This is a genomic window from Nocardiopsis sp. CA-288880, assembly GCF_050955985.1.
Taxonomy (GTDB): domain Bacteria; phylum Actinomycetota; class Actinomycetes; order Streptosporangiales; family Streptosporangiaceae; genus Nocardiopsis; species Nocardiopsis tropica.
Map to the genome: position 1 here is coordinate 6,517,313 of NZ_CP192105.1, position 25,338 is coordinate 6,542,650.

Consider the following 25,338-nt stretch of genomic DNA (forward strand, 5'->3'; position numbering starts at 1 on the left):
CTTGAAGAGGGGGGACACGTGGGCTACTCCTCCCCGAACTGGCCCGCGTCCGCGGGCTGGAAGTCGAAGACCTGCCAGGCGCCGCCCCCGCGGACGACGGTGATCGCGAACTCCCCGAGATCCTCGTCGAACTCGGCGTCGGCGGTCTCGGTGATGGACTGGGCCGTCACGACGAAGGTGATGGAGTCGCTGCCGTAGGTGCGCACGGAGTCGACCTCCGCCCTGCCCTGCGCGACGGCCTCCGCCTCGGACATCTCCTCCCAGAACGCCCCCGCCCTGCTCGCGTCCACGAGCACCCGGGCGTACTCGTCGGTCGCCAGGGCCTCCATCGAGGCGTAGTAGGACTCGGGGGAGCCCGTGTAGTCGATGGTCCCGTAGGCCTCGGCGAACGTCCGCGCCGTCGCCCCCGCCGCCCTCAGCTCCTCCTCGGTGAAGGGGAACCAGTCGAGGACGTCCACGTCCTCCTCGGCCGTGGTGTCGATCGGACTGGGCTCCACCGTCGACAGCCCGCCGGGGGCCGCCGGATCGGTCGCCCCGCCCGGGGACGCCGCCGGCTCCTGCGGGGCGGCGGCGGGGTCCTCCTCGTCGCCGCCCCCGAAACCGCCGAGGCTGAGGTACAGCCCGAACACGACCAGCACCGCTATCAGACCGATGAAGACAGCCCGCTGAGCGCGTTCAGGGAGAGGGTTGGGCATGGTTCGGGGCCTTTGTCCGTCAGTCGTCGTTCAGCCAGAAGGGGACGTCGCGTTTGCGGTCCCTCGTACCGGAGCCCCGGCTCTCCCCCCAGAACGGTGTGATGGGCGCGTTGTCGCGGCGCTTGTCAGAACCGGTCAGCCAGCCGCCGTCGCCGTCCCCCCGGCCGCGCCCCTCGTTGGAGGGTGCGGGGCGCGCCGGGCGCTGCGGCGCCTGCCGCTCGCGCCTCTCCCTGGGAGCGCCCCAACGGGATCCGCGCGCGTCCAGGCCGCCACGGGCCGGGGTGTCCTCGCGGCCGGCGAAGATGCCCCGGCCGGTGCTCGGCTCGGGCCGGTCGGAGCCGGCCGCTCGGCTGTTCCCGGAGACGGGGGAACCGCCGCCGAGAACGGAGCCACCGCCGCCGTCACGCCGGTCGGAACCGCCCCGGCTGCCGTTCCCGGTGCCGAACACGCCGGCCCACCCGCTGTCTCCGGTGCCGGTGTAGCCGCCGCTCGGGCGGGGCGGGATCGATCCGGACCGCGCGCCGTCGAGGCTCGGCGCCTGGTTCCCGTCGCGCGCCCCGCCGGAGGGGCGCGGTCCCACCCCTCCGCTGTTGCTCCTGTTGACGTTCAGCGGCGGGGCGTCCCCGTCACCCCGGACCCGCCCGTAACCGCCGCCGCGGGCTCGGACCCCGTCCGCGCGCACCGGGACCCCGTCGGCCGGGACCTCGTCGCCGACGCCCGTCTCTGCGGCGGCGGGGGGAACGCCCCCTCCGCCCGCGGGGACACCGGCCGCTCCCGCGGCGATCTGCGGGGCCCGGCGCAGGCCCCACGCCTGCGTCTTCAGGTTGGCGATCGGCGGGAGGACCACGGCGCTCCTGCTGAGCGCCTGGCTCTGGGCGGCGTCGCTCACGATCCTCGAGGTGAACGTGTTCGCGTTGACCGAGGCGAAGAGGTAGACGAAGGGCTTGCGGTAGACGAACAGCGCCACGGTGAAGAGGGCGAGCAGGATCATCTGCAGTCCCCAGCCGAGGCTGGTGGACATGACCATCCCGTAGCACATGACCAGCAGGGAGATCAGGAGCACGACGAAGATCTGTTTGAGCAGGAACCCGATCATCAGCTCCACCCAGCGCAGCAGGACCATGCGGCCGTACCCGGGATGGATTCCGATGAGCAGGAACACCGGAGCGAACAGGAAGAGGATGAGGAAGGCGATCTTCAGGACGATGAGGGCCACGGAACCCGCGAGGATCAGCCCGCCGGCGAAGACCGACGCGAAGAGCGCGAGTGTCGCCACCCCCAGGCGACTGCCCTGGTCCTGACCTGAGAAGAGCGGGTAGACGCTGGGGTAGAACTCCTGGACGTCCGCGGCGATCGCCTCGTAGGACTCTTGCTTCTCCTCGATCAGCGTGTTCGCGTCAAGCTCGCCTTCCCTTATCTGCTGCTGCTCGATCCGGCCCACACCCTGAGCTGCTATCAGGTCCACTGCATGGTCTTCAACAGCACTGCTCGCGAAGGGTCCGTTACCGAACTGCCCCGCGACCCACGGCTGGCAGACCAGGCTCGACCAGAGCATGTCGGCGTTGCGCCGGACCTGGAAGTCCGACTCGGACTCCCAGTCGGCCCGTTCGGGCGCCTCTGCTCCCGGCGGACACGTCCCCGACCCTCCCCCGTAGGGCACCTGCCCCACCGTGCTGGTCACCAGCTGGCTGCCGGAATTCACCAGTCCGCCGGCCATGCTCATGATCTGGGCCGGGTTGATCATGATCCACAGCCCGAGGGCCGTGGCACCGATCATCCAGATCGTCGACTCGATGGTGAGGGTCATCCGCTTGCGGATGAGACCGAACCACCCGAGCCACAGTGCCCCCAGGATGACGACGGTGGGGATGAGGGGTCGCCAGATCCCCTCCCTGAGGGTGACCACCACGTTCTCGACGAGTTCGTTGAAGCTCGCGAGGAGTCCGTCCGAGGTCGCCGCCTGGTAGACGGTGATCGTCGACTGGTTGATGGTCTTCGACAGGTCCCACGCGGTGTTGGCGAGCGTGGCCTGGGCCCCGTTGCTGATCCCGTCGACGCACGATTCGGTGATCATGTGCCACTGCTGGCCGGCGGTGCCGTACTGCCCGTACATGCTGGCGTCGGGCGGCAGCCCGTCGGGGGCCCCCGCGATGGCGGACTGCGATTGCGGGGGTACCAGGAGCCCGTCGGACCCGCTGCCCGCGGACTCGGGCAGCGGCGCGGGCTCCCCGGGGCAGAGCGGGTTGGCCTGGGCGCCGGTGAGCGGTAGCAGCAGGAAGCCGGAGAGCATCAGGAACGTCATCAGGAGGCGTCGCCATCCCCGCCGTCGGACGTTCTGATGCGTCATCTGCTGGCTCCTGCGTCGTGTGTTCGTGCGGGGACGATGGCAGACACAGGGTCCTGCCGGTGGTCGCACACGCACGCGTGCACAGCTCCGCGCGCGGCCGTGCGCGACCGCAGGACCCCCGCATGTCTTTACCCCATCTTCTATGGTGCGCCATCACCGGGCCGGGGGATGGGTACAACGCGACTGGATTTCCGGTTCCCACCCTCCCGACACCCAGACCAGCGTGTACAAAAGTCACCATTCCGCATGTTTCCGCAGGTAGAAGACATGAACGGCCTTCCGAAACTCCCAAAAACCGCAAGGCCACAATTTTCTCTCCACCAGGCGACTATGAGGGGCATCACACTCGGCTTCTCGGCCAGAAGTGGACACCCTGCCACCAATCGGACTGGCACCCGGTTCCACTCCGGTCTTCTGCGGGCCCCCGAGCTGTCATTGGCGCCCGGCCGAAACCACGCGCCCCACCGAACCGCCGAACCGGTCCACGGCTCCGCCGCCGGACGAACCCGCACCGACACGCACGGAGGACGCAGCATGACCGCTCCGCGACCAGGCCCGGCCGACCCGACCCATGGCCCCGGAGGGCCCGCGGGACCACCCCTCCCGGCGGCGAGATCCACCGTGCTCCTCGTGTGCGCCGTCCTGTACCCGCCGGCCGCCACGGGGGTCCTCCTCGTGGTGGGCGCCTTCGCCCTCTTCACGGCCACCGCCGGCGCGGCGGCGTCCGCCGCCTGGGCCGGGGCCGGGCTCGCGGGGCTCGCCGCGGCCCACGCCGCCCTGTACGCGGTGCTGCTCGGCACGGGGCTCCCCCGCCCCGGCGCCACCGCCGTCCTGCTGACGGCGTCCGTGGCGCTGTCGCTGGCCCAGACCGCTCTCATGTACCCCTGGTTCGGCGTCGGCCCGGCCTGGGTGCCGCCGCTCGCCGCCGCGGCCCAGGGGGCGGCCGCAGCCCTCGTCCTGGTCTCCGTCCGCGGTCGCGCGCTCGCGTGGGCGGCGGCCGCCCTGTGCGCGGTGGCTCTGCTGCGCCTGCCGGTCGCGTGGGCGCTGGAACCGTCCGTTCCCCGAACGGAGGCGGCACACCAGGGGCCGACGGCCGTCGGCCTTCCGCACGGAGACCCGCGGGGAACTGCGGAGCAGCCCCGAATTCATCACCAGGAGTAAGGAAGAGTATCCCTGGGTGACGAAAAGAAAAGGGGGCGTGTATCGGAAGGGGCACCGTTCCGAGGAGTTGCGGCGCGAAGCGCCCGGACGCCGAAACATGGCCAAGGTCAGTAATGGCCCTGACCAGGACGCTCTCGCGTTCGAGCGGCCCCTCTCCCCGGTCGGGTCCCGTTCGCCGGGGATTCCGTCGCACCGCACCGGTACCGTGGTCACTGTCCCGGAAGGCCCCTGACCCCCTCCCCGGAACGACACCCCTCGGCAGTGACCGCTTTCGGTCACCTGCCGTTCGCGCCCAGGGGTGGAGGGCCTTGCCGGATTACAGTGAGAAAGCTTCAGAGAACGGCGGCGAGCACCGCAAGGCGCGGCGGCAGGGCCTTTCTTGGATAGATCGGCCGCGCATCGTCCCCCACCGCCAGAAGGGATGCGCCCCTATGCCCACTCCCGGCCGTAGCACCGTCGGCCGTTACGAGCTGCGCGAACGACTCGGCGCGGGCGGAATGGGCACGGTGTGGCACGCCTGGGACCCCTCCCTCCGGCGCGACGTGGCCGTCAAGGAGGTCCTCCTCCCCGAGGGCATGGACCCGCAGGACCGCGCCGAGGCCCGTGCGCGCACACTGCGCGAGGCGCAGGCGACCGCCAGGATCACCAACACGTCGGTGGTCACCATCCACGACGTGCTCGAGCACGACGACAGCCCCTGGATCGTCATGGAGCTGCTGAGCGGCGCGTCGATGCAGCACCACCTGGACCGCCACGGCCCGATGCCGGTGGAGCAGGTCGAGGAGGCGGCGAGGTCGCTGCTCGGCGGCCTGAGGGCGGCGCACGCCGCGGGGGTCACCCACCGCGACGTCAAGCCCGCCAACATCATGCTCACCGACGACGGCCGCACGGTCCTGACGGACTTCGGGATCGCGAACGTGGACGGCAGCGCCGCCCTCACCCAGACCGGCGTGTACATCGGCTCGCCCGAGTACATGGCGCCGGAGCGGTTCGAGGGCGAGCGCGCCCTGCCCGCGTCCGACCTGTGGAGTCTGGGCGTCACCCTGTACTCCCTGCTCGAGGGGCACACCCCGTTCAAGCGGGACAGCATCACGGGGATCATCAGCGCGGTGCTGACGGCGCCGATGCCGCCGCCGCTGTCCGTGCCGGGATACGGCGAGGACCCGGCGAGCGCGCCGCTGAGGGCCCTCATCGGGGCGCTGCTCGACCGGGACCCGGAACGGCGTCCCGACCCGGCGGAGGCCCTGGCCCTCCTGGCCCGGGAGAGACGGGCGTACACGGGCGGCGCGGACCCCGCCCCGGGCACGGGTCCGCAGAGCGCCCCGGGCGACGGTCCCGTGCCCGGCGGCGCCGGCTCGGGCGTGACCCGGTGGCAGGAGACCGGCCCGAGCGGCGCCTACCCGGCGCAGCGGCAGCCGACCGGCGGCCACGCGGCCTTCCCGGACACCCTGCGGCCCGGGGCCCCGGGCGGCCCCACGGTGCCCGGCGTGATGGGGATCCCGTCGGTGTCCGGCGGTTCGGGGCACCAGGAGCCCCAGGGGCCGCCCGCGCACACGGGGGCCTCGGGCGGCCACCCGGCGCACCGGCCGAACCCCGCGGGACCCGCCGCGACAGGGGCGCACGACACCCCGCACCCGATGACGGCGCCCGGCCGCCCGTACCGGCAGCAGCCGGCCGGGCGGTACGGGGCGCAGGCCCCGCACGCGCCCGCGGCGCCGGGGACCGGGCACTTCACCCTGACCGGGAGGGCCGCCGCCCCCGGGCACGGCTCCGGCCGCACCGGTTTCGCCTCGGGGAGCGGTGCGCCTCCGGCGCCCGGGGCCCGGGGGGCGTGGGCGCACGGCGCGCCCGCGGCGGGCAGGCCGGTGCAAGTGCTCGTCGCGGCGGCGATGCTGGCGCTCAACGCCGCCTACCTGCTGTTCCTCACCGTGCTGTTCGCGGCCGAGGCCGTCAACGGGGGCCCCACGGGCTGGGGCACGGTACTCCTCCTGGGCCTGTGGGGGTCCTACTCGGTCATCGGGGCGGCCGGGGCGGTCCTGCGCTCACGCCTCGTGTTCGGGGCGGTGGTGATCGTCCAGGGCATCGCGGCGATCGGGCTGTTCTTCGGCCTGTTCTCGGTACTGATCTACAACCCGGAGCAGCTGGCGTTCTACGTGCTGGTGCTGGTGTTCAACGTGGCGATCGGCGGCCTGCTGCTGCTCCCGCAGCGGGTGCGGACCCACTTCGGGTTCGGCGGGGGCGTCGCCTGAGCGGGTCCGCGGCCGAGCGGGGCCTCATTCGGGAGCGGTGAGCAGCCTGTCGGCCGTGCGCATGCGCTCGACCCGCTCGTCGCGCACCCTGCGGGCCGACTCGGCGGTGGCGCACAGCTCGGACACGTCCGCCGAGGCGGTGCCGAGGAACCCGGCGGACACCCGGTGGTCGACGTAGTCGGCGGTGGAGTCCACCGCCTCCTGGCACTGCTCCCACTCCCGGTGGGCGGCGACCGCCTGCTCGACCAGGACCCCGTACGCGGTGATCTGGGCGACCCGGGCGCGGACCGCGTCCTCGACCGCGCCCAGGTGCTCCCGCTGGGGTCTGAGCGCGTCCCGGACCCTGGGCGACGACGCCCGCTGCCACCGGCGCGCGTGGGCGCGGCGCAGCTCCCGCTGCCGGGCGAGGAGGGAGGCGATCCGCCACTCCTGCTCGCGGAGGACCGCCAGTGCCCGGTCGGTGTCCAGCGCGTCCGCACCGAGGTCGGCCCGGGCGTCCGACACCAGGTCGATCGTGCGCTGCACCTCCGCGACCAGGGCGCGGTCGGCCTCGGCGAGGTCGTCGGACAGGACCACGAACTGCTGCCTGGGCCCCTCCACGGCCCGTCCGGCGCCCGACGTGAGGGCGTCGGCGGCCACCATGGCGACGAGGACGCCGAACAGCGCCCAGGGCATGCCCGGGAACGGGTCCTGCGGGACGGCGTCCGCCAGCCACACCGGGGCGGCGGCGACGGCGCCGGCCCCGACGAGGGCCCCCGTGGCGCGCACCGCGGGGTGGGCGTCCCCGCGGCAGGCGAGGGCGGCGACGTAGGCGACCAGGCTGATGCTGACGATCACCATGCCCAGGTACCACCCGGCGGTGAACAGGGCCAGTGCCGTGGTGAAGCCGACCCCGAGCAGCTGGACGCCGCCCTCCCTCAGCCGGGCCCGGCGCCCTGCCGATCCGGTGTCGTACCGGCGCGGGAAGCGGTCGGGCGCGCGCGCCTGCCAGGTGACCTCCTCCCGCAGCTCCTCGGGCAGGGAGGGGTCGATGACGGGTCGCGGCCGGATGACGTCCTCACTCATGGGCGGTCCCTCGTGAGTGGTGGGTCTGTCGGGAGGCGGGGCGGGGGCGGGCACCCGGGGAGGAGCCCGACAAAAGAGGAGATGCCCACCCCGGGGCCGCCCCGAACCTGCCGCCCGTGACGCCTTTGCCGCGTCCGGCGCCCGGCCCGCGGGGGGCCGCCGCCACCTGCGGGTCCCGCCCGCGACGCGGGCCCGTCAGACCGGTTCGTCGTGTCCGGCCGCCACCAGGTCGTCCTCCTCGCCCGGGCGCTGCCGGGTGGGGTTGGTGTCGAGCCAGCGCAGCAGCCGGTCGGAGACGAGGTCGACGCCGATCCGCCCGGCCCGGCCGTCCAGGTCCCGGAACAGGCACTCGCCGTTGCCCAGGTTGCGCAGCACCGCGAGGTGGTCCTCGGTGGGGTCGATCCCGAGCAGGGCCATGACGCTCTCCACCTCGAAGCGCTCGCTGGAGCGGAACGCGAACACCGAGGAGAGGCAGTTGGTCACCTGCTCGTTCAGGAGGTCCCCGGCGTTCTGGGAGACGAGGATGAGCGCCGTGTTGCGGGAGCGGCCCATCCGGGAGACCTCGGGGACGAGCTTGGCGCCCTCGGGGGTGGAGGTGACCGCCCACGCCTCGTCCAGGAAGATCGCCTTGGGCAGGTGGCGGTCCAGGCCGTTCATCAGGCGGCGGGCGAACTGGGACACCAGGTAGAGCAGGGCGACGGAGAGCCTCTGCTCGTAGGAGTAGTCGTCGCGGCCCACACCGGAGTCGGGCAGGGTGAGCCCGCCCAGGGTGAACACGGTGGTCCAGCCCTCGGTGTCGATCTGCGCCTCGCCCTGCGGGTCGAAGCACAGCGAGGCGAGCCGCATCTCGGACATGGACTGCAGGACCGCGCCCAGGTTGCGGGAGGCGGCTCCGGGCGAGGAGACGAGGTGGTCGACGACCTTGGCGAGGGAGGGCCGGGGCTGGTTGGCGACGGCGGCGACCGCCTGGATCATGGCGGACTCGCGCTCCTCGCTCATGCGGGGCAGCAGGAGCCGCAGGGTCTCGGTGGCCATGGTCTTCTTGGCGGCGAGGTCGTCGCCGAAGGCGAACGGGTCGAGCAGCCCGGGCTGGGCCGACCCCAGCGACATGATCCTGGCCTTGCGGCCCCGGCGCCGGAGGAGCTCGACGAGCGACTCGGCGTCGCCCTTGGGGTCGATGGCGGCGACGGTGACCCCGCGCAGGGCCAGCTGGTAGATGAGCAGGAGCGCCAGGGTGGTCTTGCCGCCGCCGGGCTCGCCGGTGATGGCGATGGCGGTGGGGCGGTTGCGCGCGGCGGCGACCATCGGGTCGAAGTGCACGATGGAGCGGGCCCGGCCGATGCTCTCGCCGATGTAGGGGCCCACCCAGCCGCCCCCGCTGCGGTCGACGCGGTCCCCGACCTCGACGGTGGCGGTGGGCATGCCGCCCGCGATGGTGCGCAGGGGCTGGCGCTGGGCGTACGCCTGGAGCCGGATGCGGTCACCGGGCAGGGACTCGTTGAACAGCGAGAACTGGTCGCCGGTGGAGTTGATGACGTCGATGCCGATGTCGCGGTAGTGCTCGACGACGGCCTCGACCTGCTGGACGAGGAGGCGTTCGGTGGGCGCGGACACCATGAGCCGGTGCCAGCCGTAGACGAAGGGCAGCCGCTCCTTGGTGATGCCGTGCTCCAGCATGCGGGCGGCGTCGATCTGCTCGGCGAGCGCGATGGGCGCCTCCACCCCGGCCTCGCGGATGTGCGCGTCCATGTCGCGGGCGTGCGCGAGCTTGCGGCCGACGTCCTTGGAGGCCTTGGCCGGCGGGATGAGCTTCATCCGCAGGGACACCTCGACGGGGAAGGGGAGCGCGTCGGCGTGGTGCAGCCACGGTTCGCCGTCCGGGAAGGGCATCAGGTCGGGGAAGCGGGCGAACGACAGGAACGCGACGTAGGTGGAGCCGGAGGGCTGTTCGAGGCGGAGCATGGAGCGGCCGTTGTGGACGACCCCGTCCACCAGCGCCTCGATCTCGCCGCGCCCCCAGGTGCGGCGGCCGGCGGCGGAGGGCCTGACCTCCTCGGCGGAGCCGCTGACCGAGTGTCTGACGAGCCACGCGATCTCGTCGGAGGTGGCGTGGCGCGCGTGGAGGGAGCTGGCCGCCAGCGCGCGGCCGAGCCGCTCGGACTGGTCCGTCCAGCGGGCGATCTCCTTGTCGTCCACGGCGTCGTCGTTGATGCCGAGGACCTCCTCGGTGCGCTGGTAGGCGCCGAAGACCTGGGAGAACAGGCCGAGGCCGGTGCCGGAGCCGCGCAGGCCGAGGCGGACGCCGAGGTAGACCTCCTTGGTCCAGAAGTCCTTGGCCCACACGTGCCGGTACATCTCGTCGAGGTAGTCGTACCAGCCGGGGCCGGAGTCGGAGGTCCCGTCCAGGCTGGTGGCCCACTGGGCGGCCGGGTAGGTGCGGTGGGCGACGCGCAGGTGGACCTCGGCGTCGTTCATCCGGATGGCGGCGAGGGCGATGGTGATGTTGGTGGCCAGGGCCTGGCGTTCCTCGGGGGTGGTGAACTCGTACGACACCGTCGGGAGCCGGAAGTAGGCCCAGGCCTCGCTGTCGCTGAAGAGCACGCGGTCGTCGAAGTAGCGGACCGTGAGGCGGGTCGCGCCGCGGGTCCCCCTGGTACCGGTCATCTCTGAGCCCTTCTGGTCGCGTCGCGTGTCGGGGTGCGCCCGGACGGCGGACGCACCCGGGCCTGCCGCCTGTGCCACCCCCCATAGTGGAGCATCGTGCCGGGGCCGTAGAAGCGGACGGGGTTACGGCGCGCCAGAATCCCCGCGAAAACGTGACTCGCGTCCGTGCGGGAGGGGCCCGCCCCCGCCTCGGGGGGGCGGGCCCCGGGGACCGCGGTCACGCGGTCACGCGGCGGCGGTCGCCGTTCAGCAGGCGGAGTCGAGGGTGCCCTGGATGGAGGACTTCTCCGCGGAGGTCACGGTGAGGTCGTACACGTACTTCACGTTGATCCAGGACTTGACGTAGTCGCAGTGGACGGAGGTGTTGGTCGGCATCCACTGGGACGGGTCCTTGTCGCCCTTGGAGCCGTTGCTGGACGGGGTGGCGAGCCACAGCTGCGAGCTGGTGACGTCGTTGGCGAAGTCGGCGCGCCGGGACGTGGACCAGTCGGCCGCGCCGGTCTTCCACGCCTCGCTCAGCGGCACCTGGTGGTCGACGCTGATGTCGGACGGCTCGTCGTACACCCAGGAGTCGTCGAAGGCGCTGTACCAGCTGCCGGAGGTCGGCTGGCAGTCGTCGTCGGTGACCACGTCGTGCCCGTCGCGGAGCAGGACGACCTGGCGGGCGGTACAGGGGCTGTCGACGACGTTCCAGTGCGGGAAGAGGCCGCGGTCGTAGCCGGTCTGGGGCCCCTTGGCCGCGACGGTCAGGGAGCCGAGCTGGGTACGGGCCTCGGAGGTGCTGGGGATGTTGGGCGGCAGGACGTGGTCCGCGGCGGCGGGCGGGGACCATCCGATGACGGCGGCGAGGGTCGCCGCGGCGGCGGCCGCGAGTACGCGCGGGACCGCGCGGGGGAAGGGGGTCACGTTCTTCTCCTCTTGAGCGGGTCGAGGAAACAAAGGACCCCACTACTGTGGGGTAAACGGCGCTTTCCGCGCCAGTCTCGGACAGGGAATTCGCACCTGTTCGGAAGTGACGCCCCCGCGTCCGCCCCCTTAATTTTGCCCCAAGGGCTGTACCAAATACTCGTGAACCAGATCACAAGGAAATCGCCCTGGGTGACGGCGTGTTTCGTTGCCTGTGACGGCGGTGCGGCCACCTGCACGGACGCCCGGGCATGCCGGACGGGGACACCGAGGGTGACGGAGGGCAGGTGGGCCCGGAGGATCCGAACGCCCGGGACGGGCGGGGGACCGGGCCGGGGAGAGCGCGATTATGCGTTTCAGCCCATAAGTAAAACGGTCCTACCCGAAAATGTAAACGACAAACACGGGAGCCTTCGGCCATTCAGGAAATCCGGGCCGATATTTGTTAAGTTCGCATGTCGTAGGGAACGCCGTCTACCTCAGAGAGGACGAACCCCACGGGGACAGGCCATGACTCTCCTGATAGACATACCGACCGCGGACGAGTACCCGACCCGCAAGGCCCACGAGCCCGCACTCCTGTACCGCAGGTCCCCCACCGTGTGGGGGTCTGCCGACGGCGGGCCCTTCTCCGCGGAGGAGATCGCGGACTACGACCGGCGCGGCTACACCCAGATCGACTCCCTCGTCAGCGGCGAGGAGGTCCAGGCCTACCGCGCCGAGCTGGAGCGGCTGTCGGCCGATCCCGGCCTCCGGGGGGACGACCGCGTGGTCGTCGACCCCGAGTCGGGCGGCGTCCAGTCGGTCTACGCGGTGCACGAGCTCAGCGACGTCTTCGCCGAACTCGTCAACGACCCGCGCCTCGTCGGGCGCGCACGCCAGATCCTGGGATCGGACGTGTACGTGCACCAGAGCCGCGTCAACCACAAGCCCGGCTTCGGCGGCGGCTCGTTCTTCTGGCACTCCAACTTCGAGGCGTGGCACGCCGAGGACGGCATGCCCCGGATGCGGGCGGTGAGCTTCTCCGTCGCCCTGACCGAGAACCACCCCCACAACGGCGCCCTGATGGCCATCCCCGGCTCGCACCGCACGTTCGTCTCGTGCGTGGACCCGGCCCCGAGCCCGCACCACCGGACCCCGCCCAAGACGCGGGGCGTCGGCGTGCCCGACGAGAGCTCGCTCTCGCTGCTCGCCCACCAGCACGGCATCGAGGTGCTGACCGGTCCCGCGGGCGGGGCGACCGTCTTCGACGCCAACTGCATGCACGGCTCCGGCGACAACATCACGCCGCACCCGCGGTCGGACGTGTTCGTGGTGTTCAACAGCGTCGAGAACGCCTGCACCGCGCCGTTCGGCTCCTCGGGGCCGCGCCCGGAGCACATCGCCTCCCGGGACTTCACCCCCGTGGGCCGCTGAACCACCGCCGCGCGGACGGGCCCCGCTCCTGCCCGCGCGGCGGTTCACCCCGCCCCCGTGCCGTAGCGGCGCCCGGAGCCCTCGAGGGCTCCGGGCGCCGCTCGTCTTCCGGCCCCGGGCGCTCCCTTGCCGGGGAGCGCCCGGGGCCGGGTCCGGCCGCTACCGGACGAGCGCGTTGACGAGGACCCCTCCGAGCGCACCGTGGGCGCGCTTGGTGGCCGGGCGCAGGGCCCCGACGTCGATCCTGGTGTAGGACGAGCCGAGGTGGTCGTCCCACGGGATGCGGACGATGGCCCGGCAGCGCCCGCGCGCGACCCGCTCGGCGGCGTCGACGTCCTTGAGGCTGCGCTTGCTGACGCCGTTGACGACGAGCACCGAGTTGGCCCGCAGCGCGTTGTAGCCGTTGCCGTCCAGCCAGTCGAACGTCATCGAGACCGCCCGTTCGGCGTCGGCGTTGGCCGGGGCGACCAGCACCAGGCCGTCCGCGACCGGCAGCGCCCGCGCGACGCCGGTGGCCGCGGGGTCCAGCAGGGTGATGCCGTAGAAGGAGCCGAGCAGGGACGCGAGCTGGCCGTAGTCGCGGTCGTCCAGGGTCTGGACGTAGGGGTCGTCCAGGGTCTGGACGACCTCCAGGCCGGTGCCCGACTGGCTGGTGTAGCCGCTCATCCGGGCGTAGTCGCCGATCGCGTCCGCGTTGGCGAGCAGGGCGGTCAGGGTCTCCGGGGTCTGGGCCCCGACCCTGCGGGAGAGGCCGTTGGGTCCGGGGTTGACGTCGACCGCGACGACCAGGTCGTCGCGGTGCGCGGCCAGGGTGTGGCCGATCATCAGGGTGGTGACCGTCTGCCCCGCCCCACCGGTGCACCCGAGGACCACGAGGCTGCGCGGGCCCTCCAGCGGGGTGCGCAGTCGCTCGATGTCGCTGGGGGGCAGGTCCGAGCGGACGGGCGCCGCCCCGCCGGTGACGACCTTGGCGAGGCGTCGCCAGCCCCGGGTTCCGCCGGACTCGCTGCCGCCCGGCTCGCCGCGGAGGGGCTCCTCCGGCTCCCTGACGGGCTCGGAGGGCCGGGGCCGCTGCGACGGGACGCCGTTGGGCGTGTCGCCCAGGCTCTCCTGCTCGCCCGTGCCGTGGTCGAGTTCCAGCTGGGGCCGGGGGTCCCGGGCGGACGGCTCGGGCTCGTCGCCCGGGACGGGCTGCCCGAAGAGCTGTCCGAGCTTGCGGGCGTTCTGGGCGACCCGGTGGAAGACGCCGTCACCGGGGTCGGCGCCGTCCGCGGACTCCGCGTCCGGGCGGGGGTCCTGCCCCGTGCCGGGCGCCCCGTCGCCGGCGTCCGGGGCCGCCTCCGCGGGCGCGGCGGTGCCCGTGCCGCCGGGTTCCCCCGTCCCCCGCGACCACAGGTCCTCGGGTCCGGGGCCCTCCGCCGCGAGGGCGTCGGCCATGCTGGGGTTGCCCCTGGGGTCGCGGGCGGCGCTCTCGTGCCCGTCCGCGTCGGCGGGGGCGTCCCGCTGTTCCGGTGCGGAGGCGTCCTCCCGGGCGGGCGCCTCCTCCGCCGCGCCGGTGGCGCGCATGGTCCACCTGGTCCGCGGGGCCTCCGCCGCGGCTTCCTCCCCTGGACCGGCCGCCTCGGAGCGGGCGATCTCGGAGCGGGTCCCCGCCGGGCGGACTCCGTCGGCGCGGCCGTCCTCCCCGCGCCCGGCGTCGCGGACCGCGGCCGCGCGGCGGCGGGCCAGGGCCGCGGCCTCGGCCTCCTCCAGGTCGGAGACCGTGCGCCGGCGCGCCGTCCCCGCGTCGGGGTCCGCGCGCACGTTGCGGTCGGCCCGCCCGGGTTCGTCGCGGACCTCGGCGAAGCTGACGAGCTCGCCGGTCCCGTGGTCGAGCTGGGTGGGCGGTTTGGCCCCCTCCCCCGGGGCGTCCGGCTCCGTGACCGCCTCCGTCGGCCCGGCCGCCTCCTCCGGTTCCGGCGCGCGGCGCGCCGGCGCCGCGGCCTCCGTCCGGGCCGACTCCGCGCCGGGGGCGTCGGCGGGTCCGGACACGGCGGCGCCGTCCTCGCGCAGCTCGCCGGCCGGGATGACCGGGTTACCGCGGTCGCCGACCCTGGGCTGGTCCGGGTGGCGCTTCTTCCCGTCCTCGAACCACTCGCCGGGGTCGCGGGGGGCGTCCCGTTCGGTGCCGGGGACGGCGTCGGCGAACTTGGGGCGGGGCGGCGCCGGGGTGTCCGCCGTGATGAGGTGCCGGTCGAGCACCGACATGTGCGCGTCCCACTCCGGGCCCCGGTCCTCCGGCTCCTCCTCCGGCCTCCGGGGCATGGCGTCCTGCTCGCCGGTGCCGTGGTCCAGTTCCGGGGCGGGGACCGCGGCCGCGGTGCGGGCCGCCTCGGCGCCGACCGCGTCGTCGGCCGCGGGCCCCGTTCCGCGGGGCTCCGGGGGGCGCGGGCTCCGGGTCTGCGCCTCCTCCCGCGCGACCGGGGCCTGGGGGGTCTGGGGGGCCTCGGAGACCGTGGCGGAGGCCGCCGGGGCCCCGGGTTCCGCGGTGTCGTGGGCGGCGTCGCCGGTGGCCCGCGCGTCCTGGTCGGAAGCCGGGCCGTTCCCGTGGCCCGGTGCGTGCCCGGCGTCCACCCGGTCCGCCTCCGCCGGGGAGGCGGCGGCCGGGGGCAGCCACGGCACGGCGGTCTCCGCGGCGGGCCGACCGGTGGCGGCCGCGAAGCGGACCGCGTAGTCGGACAGGTCCGCGTGGTCGGCGGGGCCCTCCCCGGCCCGCCCCTCGTCCAGGTCCCACGGGGCGGCGTGCGGGCGTCCCCGGCGGCGCGGAACCCGGGGCCCCTCGGGGGTCCGGTCCTCTTCTCCGGGGGCGGGCGCGGTCCCCGCTTCCGGGAGGCCGAGTCCCTGGGCACGGACGGGGCGCCGCTCCTCGGGGCCCCGTTCGCGCACCTGCTCGGTGCGGCGCTCCTCCAGGTCCTTCGCGACCCGGATCCCCTGGGTGCGGCCGCGCAGGCGCCGCGCGGCGGGGGTGTCGTCCTGCGGTTCGGGGTCGGGGGCGGACATCACCTCCTCGGCTCGGCGGCGCTCCCGTCCCGGTCCCCGGTTCCCGGCGACGGCGTCGGCGACCTCGTCCCGGCTGAGGGCGCCGGTGTCTCCGAGGGAGTAGGCGTTCTTGGAGGTGAGGCCGACGGGGGTCTCGCCGGAGGAGGCGCGCAGGTTGGCGAACCACGCGTCGCTGTCGCGCTGTTCGTCGTTCTCGGTCCGGTGGACCGGCTCCTCGTCGAACGCGTCCCGTTCGCCGTCGTCGCCGTTCCCGGTCTCCTCCGGGGCGGCGGGGCGCTCCGGTCGCAGGCCCCAGCCGAAGTAGTTGAGCACGCGGCGGCCGACCCCGCGGCGCGGCCCGTCGGGACCGTCCGGCGTGCCGGGGTCCCCGTGGGACCCCCCGGAGGCCTCGGACGCGTGGAACGCCTCGTCCCGGTCGTCCTCCGGAGCCCGGTCGCCGGGTCGCGCGAGGGACGCGACGGCGACCGGTACGCGCTCCTCGCGCGCGGGGGCCCCTGCGGTTCCGGACTTCCCGGTCCGTTCCGGCGCGGCCCTCTCCCCCGGGGACGCGACCCGGGAGGGCGCGGCGGACGCGCTCACGGCGGCGGCCGGGAGCAGGGGCGCGGCGGAGACGCGGACCGGCTCGCGGTCCCCGCCCCCGGACGCCCTTCCCGCCGCGGCGGGCGCCGGGGCCTCCTCGACCGCCGGCGCGGACGCGGAGACGCGTTCGGCCAGGCCGGGCAGCGGCGGCGCGGCCGCGGGCACGGGGCGCACGGCCGCGGTCTCCTCGGCCGGGACCTCGGCGGGGGCGGCCTCCACCGCCCGGCGCCCGGCGCGGCGGCGCCTGGGCACGGCCAGGGGGCCCGCCTCGGGGTCGCGGTGCCACACGCGCACCGCCACGCGGACCTCGGAGGGCTCGTACTCGGGGGCCAGGCGGGTGTACACCCTGGCCTCGGCGAGGAAGCGCGCCTGGGAGATGAGCAGCTCGGTGAGCCGCTTGCCCTCGACGACCGGCCGCGTCGCCAGCACCGTGATCACCCCGGGGGGCACGACCCAGAGCACCAGGTGCCAGCCGTTGCCGAACGCGAAGGGCGCGTTGAGGATGCTGAGCAGGACCACCCAGAGCGCGAACACGCCCAGGGCGACCCCGAACGTGCCCACCGGGAGCGGCATGGGCAGCCGGAAATCGTAGAGCTTGTACAGCCGCTTCTCGATACGCCAGATGTTGGTGTACGTGGGCAGATCCACGTTCCCGGCCTCCCTCGCCTATTCCGTCGATACGCCCATCGCTCGGGCGAGCGCCACTGCGATGACCTCGATGATGCCGGGGACGTAGAACACGATCCCGATGAAGATCGCCAGGATGATGAACTGCGCGAATCGCGTGATCTCCCTCGTGAACAGGAAGAACACCGCCACGATGGACACGATGACGAGGAAGAGGGGCCCGAAGAAGCCGCGCAGGAAGTCGGCGAGGCCCCCGGTGTCGGGGGCGTTCTCCGTCGGGGTGGTCTCGACCGCGAGGGTCAGCAGGTCGGTGGCGCCGACGGCATGGAACACGTCAGGTGTGGATGACAGCAGGGGGAGCATGTCAGGCGCCGTCCTCCGCTGTCGTGACCGGTGTGCTCATGGTTCTTCTCGTCTCCTTGCCTACTGGCCCCGTCACCCGCCGAACGAGCGAGGGGCTCCCTGGATGTCGCGGACGTGCCACTCGGAACCGGAGTCGACGACCGTGACCAGGTAGTTCTGCGTCACCTGCCCGGCTTCGGCCCCGTCGGGGGCCGGAACGCTCCACGTGACCGTCGCCGCTACCTGTCGTACGTCATCATCCCCGTTCGGGGACTGTGATGGCACCGCCATATCGGACAGTTCGACGAATTCCAGGCTGTTCTCCGGAAGTGGGGCGATGGTGACGCCCGGTTCGACGTAGCGCTCCAGGTGCGCGGGCTCCCCCGCGTAGGCCTCGAAGAAGCCCGGCAGCACCTCCGTGAGCTGTTCGGCGGCCTGCGGGTCGGTCTCGAAGGAGGCGTCCTCCGGCAGGCTCGCCCGGCTGGGCGGGGCGAGGAAGGCCGGGGCGCCGGCCACCACCAGGGAGTCCCCGTCTGCGTAGACGGGCACGTCCAGGCGCATGGGTTCGCCGTTGACGTCGGCCCGCACGATGATGGAGGCGTTGTGGTCGTCGTGGACGTCCACGGCGACGACGGTGAGGTTGTCCCCGGTGAGGCTGTCGGCGGGGACCTCGAGCCCGGCCGCCTCGCCCTCGGGGACGAACGCCGCCAGGGCGGACAGGCGCGCCTCGGTGTCGGCGGTGTCGAGGTAGGCGTCGGCGAACCGGAGCCCGAAGGCCGCGGCCGCCGTCTCCGGGTAGACGGGCTCCTCCGCCTGCTCGGGTTCCTCGGACGCCGTGGGCAGGGCGAACCCCCCGCGCAGGGGGAACCAGATGCCGTTGAAGACGACGACGATGATGAACGCCCACAGGACGGCGCGTCCCACGCCGACCCACCAGCGCCCGCCCGACCCGGCACGGGGCCGTCGGGTTCGGGGGGCGTCGAACTCCATCTCGTCGCCCTCCCGGTCACGTACGGCGGTGCCGCGTCGTGACGCCTTCGCCATCCCCGCCTCCTGCACACAGTTCCGCGCCGCCCGCGTCGGACGGCGTATCCGCCACGCCCTTGTCTACCCCATCCCTATAGTGAGGCATTGTGGGGGTTGGGAGCGGACTCCGTGACTCCGCGTTTCCCCGCCAACAGCGCATTGCGCGCAACGGTAGAACTTCCCAAAAGGTGCATACCACAGCAATGGTTCATGGAACTCAAGGTGGGGCTGTGTGCGTCGGCGCAGTTTTGGTTGGACCGGAAAGCGATTAGTCACTCGGCAGGGAGCAAGTTCTGTCCTCCGGGGGCAGGAAACCGTTGACGGGATGTAACCGGGATCTCCTTCGGGAGGCTCCGAAGCCCCTCCGGGGACCCCGGGGACGCCACCCCGGCCCCACCCCTCCCACCGCCCCCGCCCGCACGGCGCCCCCGCGGCGGGCCCCTCGGGACCCCGTCCGGTGCGGCGCGGCGCCCGGGACGGCGCGGTGCTCCCCCGCCGCCCCCTCGCACGGGCCCTGACGGCCCTCTGCGCCGCGCTGTCCGTCGTCCTGCGGCACGGGTCCCGGCGACCGGCCCCGCCCCGGCACGGGCACCGCTGGACCCGTCCCCGCCGCCGTCCTCCTCGCGGGGGCCGAGCGGCCGGGCGCCCGCCTCGCCGCCCCGGCCGCCCCAGGCCTCTCCGGGCGCGGCTCCGGCGGGCGGCGAGAATGGGGCCATGGACCCTGAGCTCTGTGTGTGGGAACGCGATTGGTCCGATCGCCTCGGATCGGCGCTCGAGCGGGCCATCGCGGCGGTCGCAGGACAGCTGCCGGCGGACGACGTGGTCGGCGTCGGCATCGCGACCGATGCCGACGCCACGTCGATCGTCGCCTTCGCGCAGTCGCAGCGACATCTCGACGAGATGACCGCCGAGGACCCGGAGTTCGCCATCGACGCGAGATGGCACCTCGGTGAGTGGGACTTGGACGTCCTCGGGGCGGAGGGGATCGACGACCCGCTGGAGCCGATCCGTGCCGAGGCGGAGCGGGCGAAGCGACGATGCTCCGATTCGAGCGCCGGCCCCGGCACGGCACCGGACCTTCGCGAGTTCCGGAGGGCGGTGTGGGACTCGATCGCACAGGCGTTGACGGCCTCGGTCGCCGCCGGTTTCTTCGAGCAGTGGCCGAACGCGGTGCGGGTGTTCCTGCCGCTCGACGCCGACGTCCCGGAGGTCGACATCGCGCAGTGGAACGCCGCGTTGAACGATCAGGCCGGTACTGCGGAGTTCCGCGAGTTCCTGCAGATCGACACCGTCTGACGCGGAGACGGGGCCAGCCGGACCCCGACTCGCGAACTGCCCCCGCACCACACGGCGCCCGCCCACGTATCGGGCGGGGTCTCGAGGCGGAGTTCCGAAGAGCGCGGCTACACGTTGAAGCGGAACTCGACCACGTCGCCGTCGGCCATCACGTACTCCTTGCCCTCCATGCGGACCTTGCCCGCGGCGCGGGCGGTCTGCATGTCGCCCGCGGCCACGAGGTCGTCGTAGGAGACCACCTCGGCCTTGATGAAGCCGCGCTGGAAGTCGGTGTGGATGACGCCCGCGGCCTCGGGGGCGGTCGCGCCCTTGCTGATCGTCCAGGCGCGGGCCTCCTTGGGCCCGGCGGTCAGGTAGGTCTGGAGCCCGAGGGTGTCGAAGCCGACCCGGGCGAGCTGCGCCAGGCCCGACTCGGACTGCCCCAGGGACTCCAGGAGCTCCTGTGCCTCGTCGTCGTCCAGCTCGGCCAGCTCCGCCTCGATCTTGGCGTCGAGGAAGATCGCCTCGGCGGGGGCGACGAGGGCCTGGAGCTTGCCGCGCAGCGCCTCGTCGGCGAGCTCGTCCGTGTCGAGGTTGAACACGTAGATGAACGGCTTGACCGTGAGCAGGCTCAGCTCGCGCAGCCGGTCCAGGTCGATGCCCTCGGCGGCGGACAGCGACGTGCCGCCGTCCAGGACCTCCTGGGCCTGCCGGGCGGCCTGGAGCAGCTCCTGGGCGCCCTTGTCCTTGGCGTTGCGCTTGGCGTCCTTCTCCAGGCGCGGGAGCGCCTTCTCCAGGGTCTGGAGATCGGCGAGGATCAGCTCGGTGTTGATGGTCTCGATGTCGCGGGAGGGCTCGACGTCGCCGTCGACGTGCGTGACGTCGGGGTCGTCGAAGGCCCGGATCACCTGGCAGATGGCGTCGCTCTCGCGGATGTTGGCGAGGAACTTGTTGCCCAGGCCCTCACCGGTGGAGGCGCCGCGCACGATGCCCGCGATGTCGACGAAGTCCACCGTTGCCGGGAGGACCTTGGCCGAACCGAAGATCTCGGCCAGCTTCCCGAGCCGGCCGTCGGGCACGCCCACGACCCCGACGTTGGGCTCGATGGTCGCGAACGGGTAGTTCGCCGCCAGAGCGTCGTTCTTGGTCAGGGCGTTGAAGAGGGTGGACTTGCCGACGTTGGGCAGGCCGACGATCCCGATAGACAGACTCACAAGGCCCGAGTCTATGCGGACCGGCGGGTGGGACGGTCCCCCGCCGCCGGAAAGCGGGACCGATCACCGAAACACGCTGCACAGGGGACGCCGCTCACAGTAGGTTCGTTCAACGTCTCCGGGGACCGGGGGCGGAAACCGTCCGGGCGGCCGTGTGCCGCGCACCCGGGCACCCGCACCCCGCGTCCCCGGTCGAAACACGGCCGCTGACACGGGGGAGGCGGCATCCGGTGGACGTCCGGTCCGTGCCGGGCGGGGGCGACGAGGACCACAGGGGCACGGTGGGCTCCTCGCCCGACCCGGCGCAACGGGCAGGCGGCACGTCCGGGGGTACCGCGCGGCGGCGCGGCCCCGCCGCGGGGGCGGCGGGGCCTTCCGCTCACCCTCCTCTGCCGCGGCCACGTTCCTGGGGGAGGACAACTGTGGTCACCGAACAACTCCGGGCGCTCGTGCGCCGCTACCCGCTCGTCCGCTTCGCGACACGGCAGATCCGCGTGCGCCTGCCCAGGCGGCTGGGCGGCCTGGACCCCGCGCACGTCCCGCCGTGGAGCCGCAGCTTCACCTTCGCCCTCCCGCGGCTGGCGTCGGACACCCGCGGGACCGGGCCGGACAGCCTCACCCTGCGGCTCCCCGGCGACCTGACGGTGCCCCGGCGCCTGGCCGCGTTCGGCCTGGCCCGCCACGAACCCGACAGTCTGGCCTGCTTCCTCGCCATGCTCGGCCACACGCGGCCCGGGGCGGTGCTCGACGTCGGGTCGGGGGTGGGGGTCTACTCGGTGCTGGCCGCCGCGCGCAGCAGCCGGCCCGTGTTCGCGTTCGAGCCCACGCCCGAGATCGCCTCGGCCGCCCGCGCGGTGTCGTCCTCCGCGGACCTGGGGTTCTCGGTGGTGGAGCTGGCGCTGAGCAACCACAACGGCACCGCCCACCTGCGCCGGGCCAGGAACAACGACATGTGCAACACGCTGGTGCGCGCCGCCCGGGGGGACCTGTCCCACATCACCGTGGGGGTGAGCACCCTGGCCCGGTGGAGCGAGACCGCGTCCGCAGCCCCGGCTGTCGTGAAGATCGACACGGTCGGCACGGAGCCCGACGTGGTCGCCGGGGGGCTGGAGGTGCTGCGCAGGTACCGGCCGTGGATGCTGGTCAAGGTCCGGCCGGACCGGGGGGTCGAGGAGCGGCTGATGGCGCTGCTCGACCCGCTGGAGTACACGTGGTACCCGGTGAGCGGGAGGCCGCCCTACCGGCCGCGTCCGGAGATCGCCGGACGGGCCTCACCCGCCTCGGAGCGGATGTGGCTGTTCACGCCCGCGCCGGTCGCCGCCGGTTTCTGGACGTCGGTGGCCGGTTGGCGCGAGGCGCTCGGGGCCTGCTCCCCGGACTCCAGGAGCGCCTGAGGGGCTGGAGCGGCCCGCGCCGGGCCCCTCCCCCGGACCGCGGCCCCGCGGCGGGGCCGCGGCTGCCCGGGAGGGGCCCGGTCGGCTACAGCCGCGCCCGGGCCGCCCCGGCCACGGCCCTCCGGGGAGACGGCGCGCGGCCGCGCGCCCAGCCGTCCAGGGCGTCGACCAGGGCAGCCGGTTCGTCGCGGTGGACGCAGTGGCCCGCCCCCTCCACGACCCGTACGGTGAAGCCGCGCTCGGCGAGCTCCCGTGCCGCCCGCGGGTCGACGGTGATGCCGTTCCCCGCGCGCAGGACGAGGGAGGGGACGGCCGGCCCCGCCGGGAGGAAGTCCCTCCCGGCGACCTCCGCGGCGACGAAGTCGAAGAACGCCGGGTCGAAGGAGGCGAAGCCGCTGAGCTCCTTCTCGACGTCGGCGTCGCTCCATCTGGGGTTGAGCTGGCGCACGCCCTCGACGTCCGCGGTGGCGAACACCCTGCGCATGCGCTCGCCGGCGTCGTCGGCCATGGGCGGGAGCCGGAACGCCGGGTCGACGTAGACCGCCCGGCGGGGCCCGAGCCGCTCGACGGCCAGGGAGAGCGCGACCCCGCCCATCGAGTGGCCGACGACCGCGTCGAGCCCGGTGGGGAGGGAGTCCGCCAGGTCGTCCCCGAGCGCCTCGACGCTGTAGGGGCCGCGCGGGCTGCGCCCGTGGCCGCGCATGTCCACGCCGAGCACGCGGTGGCCGCGTGCGACGAGTTCGGCCTCGACGGCGTGCCAGGTCCCGTGGTGTGCCATGGCCCCGTGGACGAGGGCGATGGTGTGGTCTCCGGTACCGCTGCTGTAGGTCTCCAGTCGCATGGGAGGGGGCCTCCTCGGATAGGGGGACTGCGGGGGAACAGGGCCGGTGCGGAGCTCCGGCCTTCGCGTTCGGACCTCCAGGGTCTCGAAAACTTTTGCACAAGGAAAGAGGATGTCCGGATGCGGACTCGGTCCGCGGCCTCCCACCGCTCCCCGGAGCCCCGGGCGGCGCGGCCGCCACCGGACAGGCGCTCCGGGCCGGAGGGTCGCACGGCCCCGGGCTGCGGACATGCCGGACTTGGTCGGCCTGCCCGCCGATGTCCTGCGTGGCGGGGAGACCGGGGCGCGCGGCGGCTGGCACCATGTGCGCCATGGACGGTCTCGCACTCGTACTCATGCTCCTGGTCGGCCTGGCGATCGGCGTCGCCGTGGGCTGGATCCTCGCCCGCGGGCGGGAGGCCGAGGCCCGGGCGGAGGCCCGGGCCGCCGAGGAGCGGGCGGCCTACGTCGAGGAGCAGCTCGGCGACCGGTTCCGCGCCCTGTCCGCGCAGGCCCTGGACCAGACCAACCAGCGCTTCCTGGAGCTCGCGGAGGGACGCCTGCGCGCGGTCAGCGCCCAGGCCGGCGGCGACCTCGACGAGCGGCGGCGGGCGGTGGAGCGCATGGTGGAACCGCTGACCGAGACGCTGAACCGGGTGGAGCGGCAGCTCAGGGAGGTGGACGCGGGACGGGTGGCCGCCCACGCGGAGCTGGCCAAGCAGGTGGAGTACGTGCGCGAGGGGTCGGAGCGCCTGGGGGAGCAGACCCGGTCCCTGGTGACCGCGCTGCGGCGGCCCGAGGCGCGCGGCCGGTGGGGCGAGCTGCAGCTGCGCCGGGTGGCCGAGCTGGCGGGGATGGGGCCCCACTGCGACTTCGAGGAGCAGGCGGCGACACGGGACGGGTCGCAGCGCCCCGACATGGTGGTGCGCCTGGCCGGGGGCAAGAACATCGTCGTGGACTCCAAGGTGCCGCTCTCCGCGTACCTGGACGCCGTGGAGGCGGGCCGGGAGGAGGCCGCCGAGGAGCGCCTGCGCGCCCACGCGCGACACCTCCGCACACATGTCGACCAGCTGGCGGCCAAGGCGTACTGGGCGGCGTTCACCCCGGCGCCGGAGTTCGTGGTGCTGTTCATCCCCGGCGAGGCCTTCCTGGCCCCGGCTCTGGAGCACGACCCCGACCTGCTGGAGCACGCGATGGCGCGGCGGGTCCACATCGCCACGCCGACGACGCTGATCTCCCTGCTGCGGACGGCGCAGTACGCGTGGCAGCAGGAGGCGCTGAGCGAGAACGCGAGGGCGGTGTTCGACCTCGGCAAGCAGCTGCACGAACGGCTGGGCAAGCTGGGCGGGCACGTGGAGGCCCTGGGCCGGGCGCTGACCCGGACCGTGGGCGCCTACAACCAGACGGTGGGGTCGCTGGAGAGCCGCGTGCTCGTGACCGCCCGGCGGTTCGGCGAGCTGGGCCTCGTGGACGGCGAGCTGGACCGGCCGACCGGCGTGGAGGAGCGCCCGCGCGCGGTGGCCGCCCCCGAGCTGTCGGGGTACGGGGCGGAGGCGTTCGGCGAGGACGGGCACGCGCTCGGCGGAACGGCGCCGGACGGCCCTCCGGGGCGTGCCGGGGTCCACGGGGCGGCTTCCGGCGCGGGAGACCGGGAGGGCTCGGATTTCGACGGTATTCGGCATGTGAGTAACAAGAGCAATGGTTCGACCGGAAAAGAACCCCGGAAGAGCGCGCACGGGACATGAATCCGCAGGTCGGCACAGGTCCGACGATCCGACCGAGGACAACTCGTGCGAGCGCCTCCGGAGCGGCAGAACCGCCGTGCGCCATGCTGGTGTCCCACGGGTGGGAGGCGTGTTCGCGACGGAAGGGGCAAGTGACCGAAATGGCGACACGTTCCCCGGAAAAGACGCCCTGCGCTTACTAGAAGTGACACACTAAACACCGTGAGTAATACACTTGGGAGGCGAACGGCTATGCCCCCGCGGAAGGCGGACGGTCCGGAGCCCGGGCACGCACCGTACTTCGTGCGGCCCGAGGGCCGCGGCCGGGGCGCGCGGAGCGCCCGGAGGAGAGCGGGCGCCGCCCCGGGCGCCCCGGAGGGGAACCCCGTGCGCCGGCCCCCACGCCTGACCGGTCGGGGCGGCGTCCTGGTCATCGCCGTGCTGAGCTTCGCCGGGACCATGATCGCCCAGTGGTCGGGTGCCCCCGCCGTACCGGGCATCGCCTTCACGGTCGCCTGCCTGGCGACGGCGTCCGCGGTCCGCCCCGCCGACCTGCTCTCGCTGTCGGTCAGCCCGCCCCTGGCGTTCTTCGTGGCGGTGGCCGCCGCCGAGAGCGTGCTGGCCCTGGGCAACGAGGGGTTCGCGCGGGTCCTGCTCCTGGGCCTCGCCTCGCGGCTGGCCGAGGCGGCCCCCTGGCTCTTCCTGGGGACCGCGCTGGTCCTGGTCATCGGGGTCTTCCGCGGTCTGCCCGGCAACCTCCGCGACCTGGGCGACGAGCTCAACGGCCACGGGTAG

At 73.8% G+C, this 25,338-nt stretch carries 17 protein-coding genes; 7 read left to right on the forward strand and 10 right to left on the reverse strand.

Annotation, left to right across the window (positions count from 1 at the left end; all coding sequences use genetic code 11):
• Positions 1 to 23: 23 nt before the first annotated feature.
• Both ACQPYD_RS28060 and ACQPYD_RS28065 read right to left on the reverse strand, forming a co-directional pair.
• Entirely contained in the window at positions 24 to 695 is a 672-nt protein-coding gene (locus ACQPYD_RS28060; RefSeq protein WP_433698417.1) for a hypothetical protein, read from the reverse strand.
• Between the two features lie 19 nt (positions 696 to 714).
• A complete protein-coding gene (locus tag ACQPYD_RS28065) occupies positions 715 to 3,042 on the reverse strand; it encodes a type IV secretion system protein (protein WP_433698418.1) in 2,328 nt (775 codons plus the stop codon).
• Between the two features lie 630 nt (positions 3,043 to 3,672).
• On the opposite strand from ACQPYD_RS28065, the gene ACQPYD_RS28070 reads away from it, so the two are divergent.
• Together ACQPYD_RS28070 and ACQPYD_RS28075 are read left to right on the forward strand one after the other, a co-directional pair.
• Positions 3,673 to 4,203: a hypothetical protein gene (locus ACQPYD_RS28070; RefSeq protein WP_433698419.1), complete on the forward strand. Its 531-nt coding sequence runs from the start codon at positions 3,673 to 3,675 to the stop codon at positions 4,201 to 4,203.
• A 431-nt stretch (positions 4,204 to 4,634) separates the two neighbouring features.
• Positions 4,635 to 6,452, forward strand: coding sequence for a protein kinase domain-containing protein (locus tag ACQPYD_RS28075; RefSeq protein ID WP_433698420.1), 1,818 nt, complete (start codon positions 4,635 to 4,637; stop codon positions 6,450 to 6,452).
• A 24-nt stretch (positions 6,453 to 6,476) separates the two neighbouring features.
• Here ACQPYD_RS28075 and ACQPYD_RS28080 read toward each other — a convergent pair whose 3' ends face one another.
• The 3 genes from ACQPYD_RS28080 to ACQPYD_RS28090 form a co-directional block, all read right to left on the reverse strand.
• The gene (locus ACQPYD_RS28080; protein ID WP_433698421.1) at positions 6,477 to 7,517 is read right to left on the reverse strand and encodes a hypothetical protein; all 1,041 of its coding nucleotides are present in this window, start codon (positions 7,515 to 7,517) and stop codon (positions 6,477 to 6,479) included.
• Between the two features lie 195 nt (positions 7,518 to 7,712).
• Positions 7,713 to 10,181, reverse strand: a complete 2,469-nt coding sequence (locus ACQPYD_RS28085) for an ATP-binding protein (RefSeq protein ID WP_433698422.1) — start codon at positions 10,179 to 10,181, stop codon at positions 7,713 to 7,715.
• Between the two features lie 246 nt (positions 10,182 to 10,427).
• Positions 10,428 to 11,087 (reverse strand): GmrSD restriction endonuclease domain-containing protein, encoded by a 660-nt coding sequence (locus ACQPYD_RS28090; protein ID WP_433698423.1) that lies wholly within the window; start codon positions 11,085 to 11,087, stop codon positions 10,428 to 10,430.
• Between the two features lie 510 nt (positions 11,088 to 11,597).
• Here ACQPYD_RS28090 and thpD point away from each other — a divergent pair.
• Entirely contained in the window at positions 11,598 to 12,503 is a 906-nt protein-coding gene (thpD, locus tag ACQPYD_RS28095; protein ID WP_433698424.1) for an ectoine hydroxylase, read from the forward strand.
• A 159-nt stretch (positions 12,504 to 12,662) separates the two neighbouring features.
• Here the strand turns inward: thpD and ACQPYD_RS28100 are convergent, their stop codons facing one another.
• The 3 genes from ACQPYD_RS28100 to ACQPYD_RS28110 form a co-directional block, all read right to left on the reverse strand.
• Complete coding sequence (locus ACQPYD_RS28100; protein ID WP_433698425.1) at positions 12,663 to 16,769, reverse strand: TcpE family conjugal transfer membrane protein; 4,107 nt, start codon at positions 16,767 to 16,769, stop codon at positions 12,663 to 12,665.
• An 18-nt stretch (positions 16,770 to 16,787) separates the two neighbouring features.
• A complete protein-coding gene (locus ACQPYD_RS28105) occupies positions 16,788 to 17,111 on the reverse strand; it encodes a hypothetical protein (RefSeq protein WP_267946525.1) in 324 nt (107 codons plus the stop codon).
• A gap of 72 nt (positions 17,112 to 17,183) precedes the next feature.
• Complete coding sequence (locus ACQPYD_RS28110; RefSeq protein ID WP_433698426.1) at positions 17,184 to 18,134, reverse strand: conjugal transfer protein; 951 nt, start codon at positions 18,132 to 18,134, stop codon at positions 17,184 to 17,186.
• Positions 18,135 to 18,830: 696 nt separating this feature from the next.
• On the opposite strand from ACQPYD_RS28110, the gene ACQPYD_RS28115 reads away from it, so the two are divergent.
• Positions 18,831 to 19,412 (forward strand): DUF4303 domain-containing protein, encoded by a 582-nt coding sequence (locus ACQPYD_RS28115; RefSeq protein WP_433698427.1) that lies wholly within the window; start codon positions 18,831 to 18,833, stop codon positions 19,410 to 19,412.
• A 107-nt stretch (positions 19,413 to 19,519) separates the two neighbouring features.
• Here the strand turns inward: ACQPYD_RS28115 and ychF are convergent, their stop codons facing one another.
• Positions 19,520 to 20,605 (reverse strand): redox-regulated ATPase YchF, encoded by a 1,086-nt coding sequence (gene ychF, locus ACQPYD_RS28120; RefSeq protein WP_267946528.1) that lies wholly within the window; start codon positions 20,603 to 20,605, stop codon positions 19,520 to 19,522.
• Between the two features lie 422 nt (positions 20,606 to 21,027).
• On the opposite strand from ychF, the gene ACQPYD_RS28125 reads away from it, so the two are divergent.
• The gene (locus ACQPYD_RS28125) at positions 21,028 to 21,999 is read left to right on the forward strand and encodes an FkbM family methyltransferase (RefSeq protein ID WP_433698428.1); all 972 of its coding nucleotides are present in this window, start codon (positions 21,028 to 21,030) and stop codon (positions 21,997 to 21,999) included.
• Between the two features lie 85 nt (positions 22,000 to 22,084).
• On the opposite strand, the gene ACQPYD_RS28130 is transcribed toward ACQPYD_RS28125, so the two are convergent.
• Positions 22,085 to 22,840, reverse strand: coding sequence for an alpha/beta fold hydrolase (locus ACQPYD_RS28130; protein WP_433698429.1), 756 nt, complete (start codon positions 22,838 to 22,840; stop codon positions 22,085 to 22,087).
• Between the two features lie 311 nt (positions 22,841 to 23,151).
• Between ACQPYD_RS28130 and ACQPYD_RS28135 the strand changes: the two genes are divergently transcribed.
• Together ACQPYD_RS28135 and ACQPYD_RS28140 are read left to right on the forward strand one after the other, a co-directional pair.
• Entirely contained in the window at positions 23,152 to 24,564 is a 1,413-nt protein-coding gene (locus ACQPYD_RS28135; protein ID WP_433698430.1) for a DNA recombination protein RmuC, read from the forward strand.
• A 231-nt stretch (positions 24,565 to 24,795) separates the two neighbouring features.
• Positions 24,796 to 25,338 (forward strand): DUF6542 domain-containing protein, encoded by a 543-nt coding sequence (locus tag ACQPYD_RS28140; protein WP_433698431.1) that lies wholly within the window; start codon positions 24,796 to 24,798, stop codon positions 25,336 to 25,338.

Coding starts and splice junctions, on each gene's coding strand:
- ACQPYD_RS28060 (WP_433698417.1), bottom strand. CDS start 695: ATGCCCAACCCTCTCCCTGAACGCGCTCAGCGGGCTGTCTTCATCGGT.
- ACQPYD_RS28065 (WP_433698418.1), bottom strand. CDS start 3,042: ATGACGCATCAGAACGTCCGACGGCGGGGATGGCGACGCCTCCTGATG.
- ACQPYD_RS28075 (WP_433698420.1), top strand. CDS start 4,635: ATGCCCACTCCCGGCCGTAGCACCGTCGGCCGTTACGAGCTGCGCGAA.
- ACQPYD_RS28080 (WP_433698421.1), bottom strand. CDS start 7,517: ATGAGTGAGGACGTCATCCGGCCGCGACCCGTCATCGACCCCTCCCTG.
- ACQPYD_RS28085 (WP_433698422.1), bottom strand. CDS start 10,181: ATGACCGGTACCAGGGGGACCCGCGGCGCGACCCGCCTCACGGTCCGC.
- thpD (WP_433698424.1), top strand. CDS start 11,598: ATGACTCTCCTGATAGACATACCGACCGCGGACGAGTACCCGACCCGC.
- ACQPYD_RS28105 (WP_267946525.1), bottom strand. CDS start 17,111: ATGCTCCCCCTGCTGTCATCCACACCTGACGTGTTCCATGCCGTCGGC.
- ACQPYD_RS28110 (WP_433698426.1), bottom strand. CDS start 18,134: ATGGCGAAGGCGTCACGACGCGGCACCGCCGTACGTGACCGGGAGGGC.
- ACQPYD_RS28115 (WP_433698427.1), top strand. CDS start 18,831: ATGGACCCTGAGCTCTGTGTGTGGGAACGCGATTGGTCCGATCGCCTC.
- ACQPYD_RS28130 (WP_433698429.1), bottom strand. CDS start 22,840: ATGCGACTGGAGACCTACAGCAGCGGTACCGGAGACCACACCATCGCC.
- ACQPYD_RS28135 (WP_433698430.1), top strand. CDS start 23,152: ATGGACGGTCTCGCACTCGTACTCATGCTCCTGGTCGGCCTGGCGATC.
- ACQPYD_RS28140 (WP_433698431.1), top strand. CDS start 24,796: ATGCCCCCGCGGAAGGCGGACGGTCCGGAGCCCGGGCACGCACCGTAC.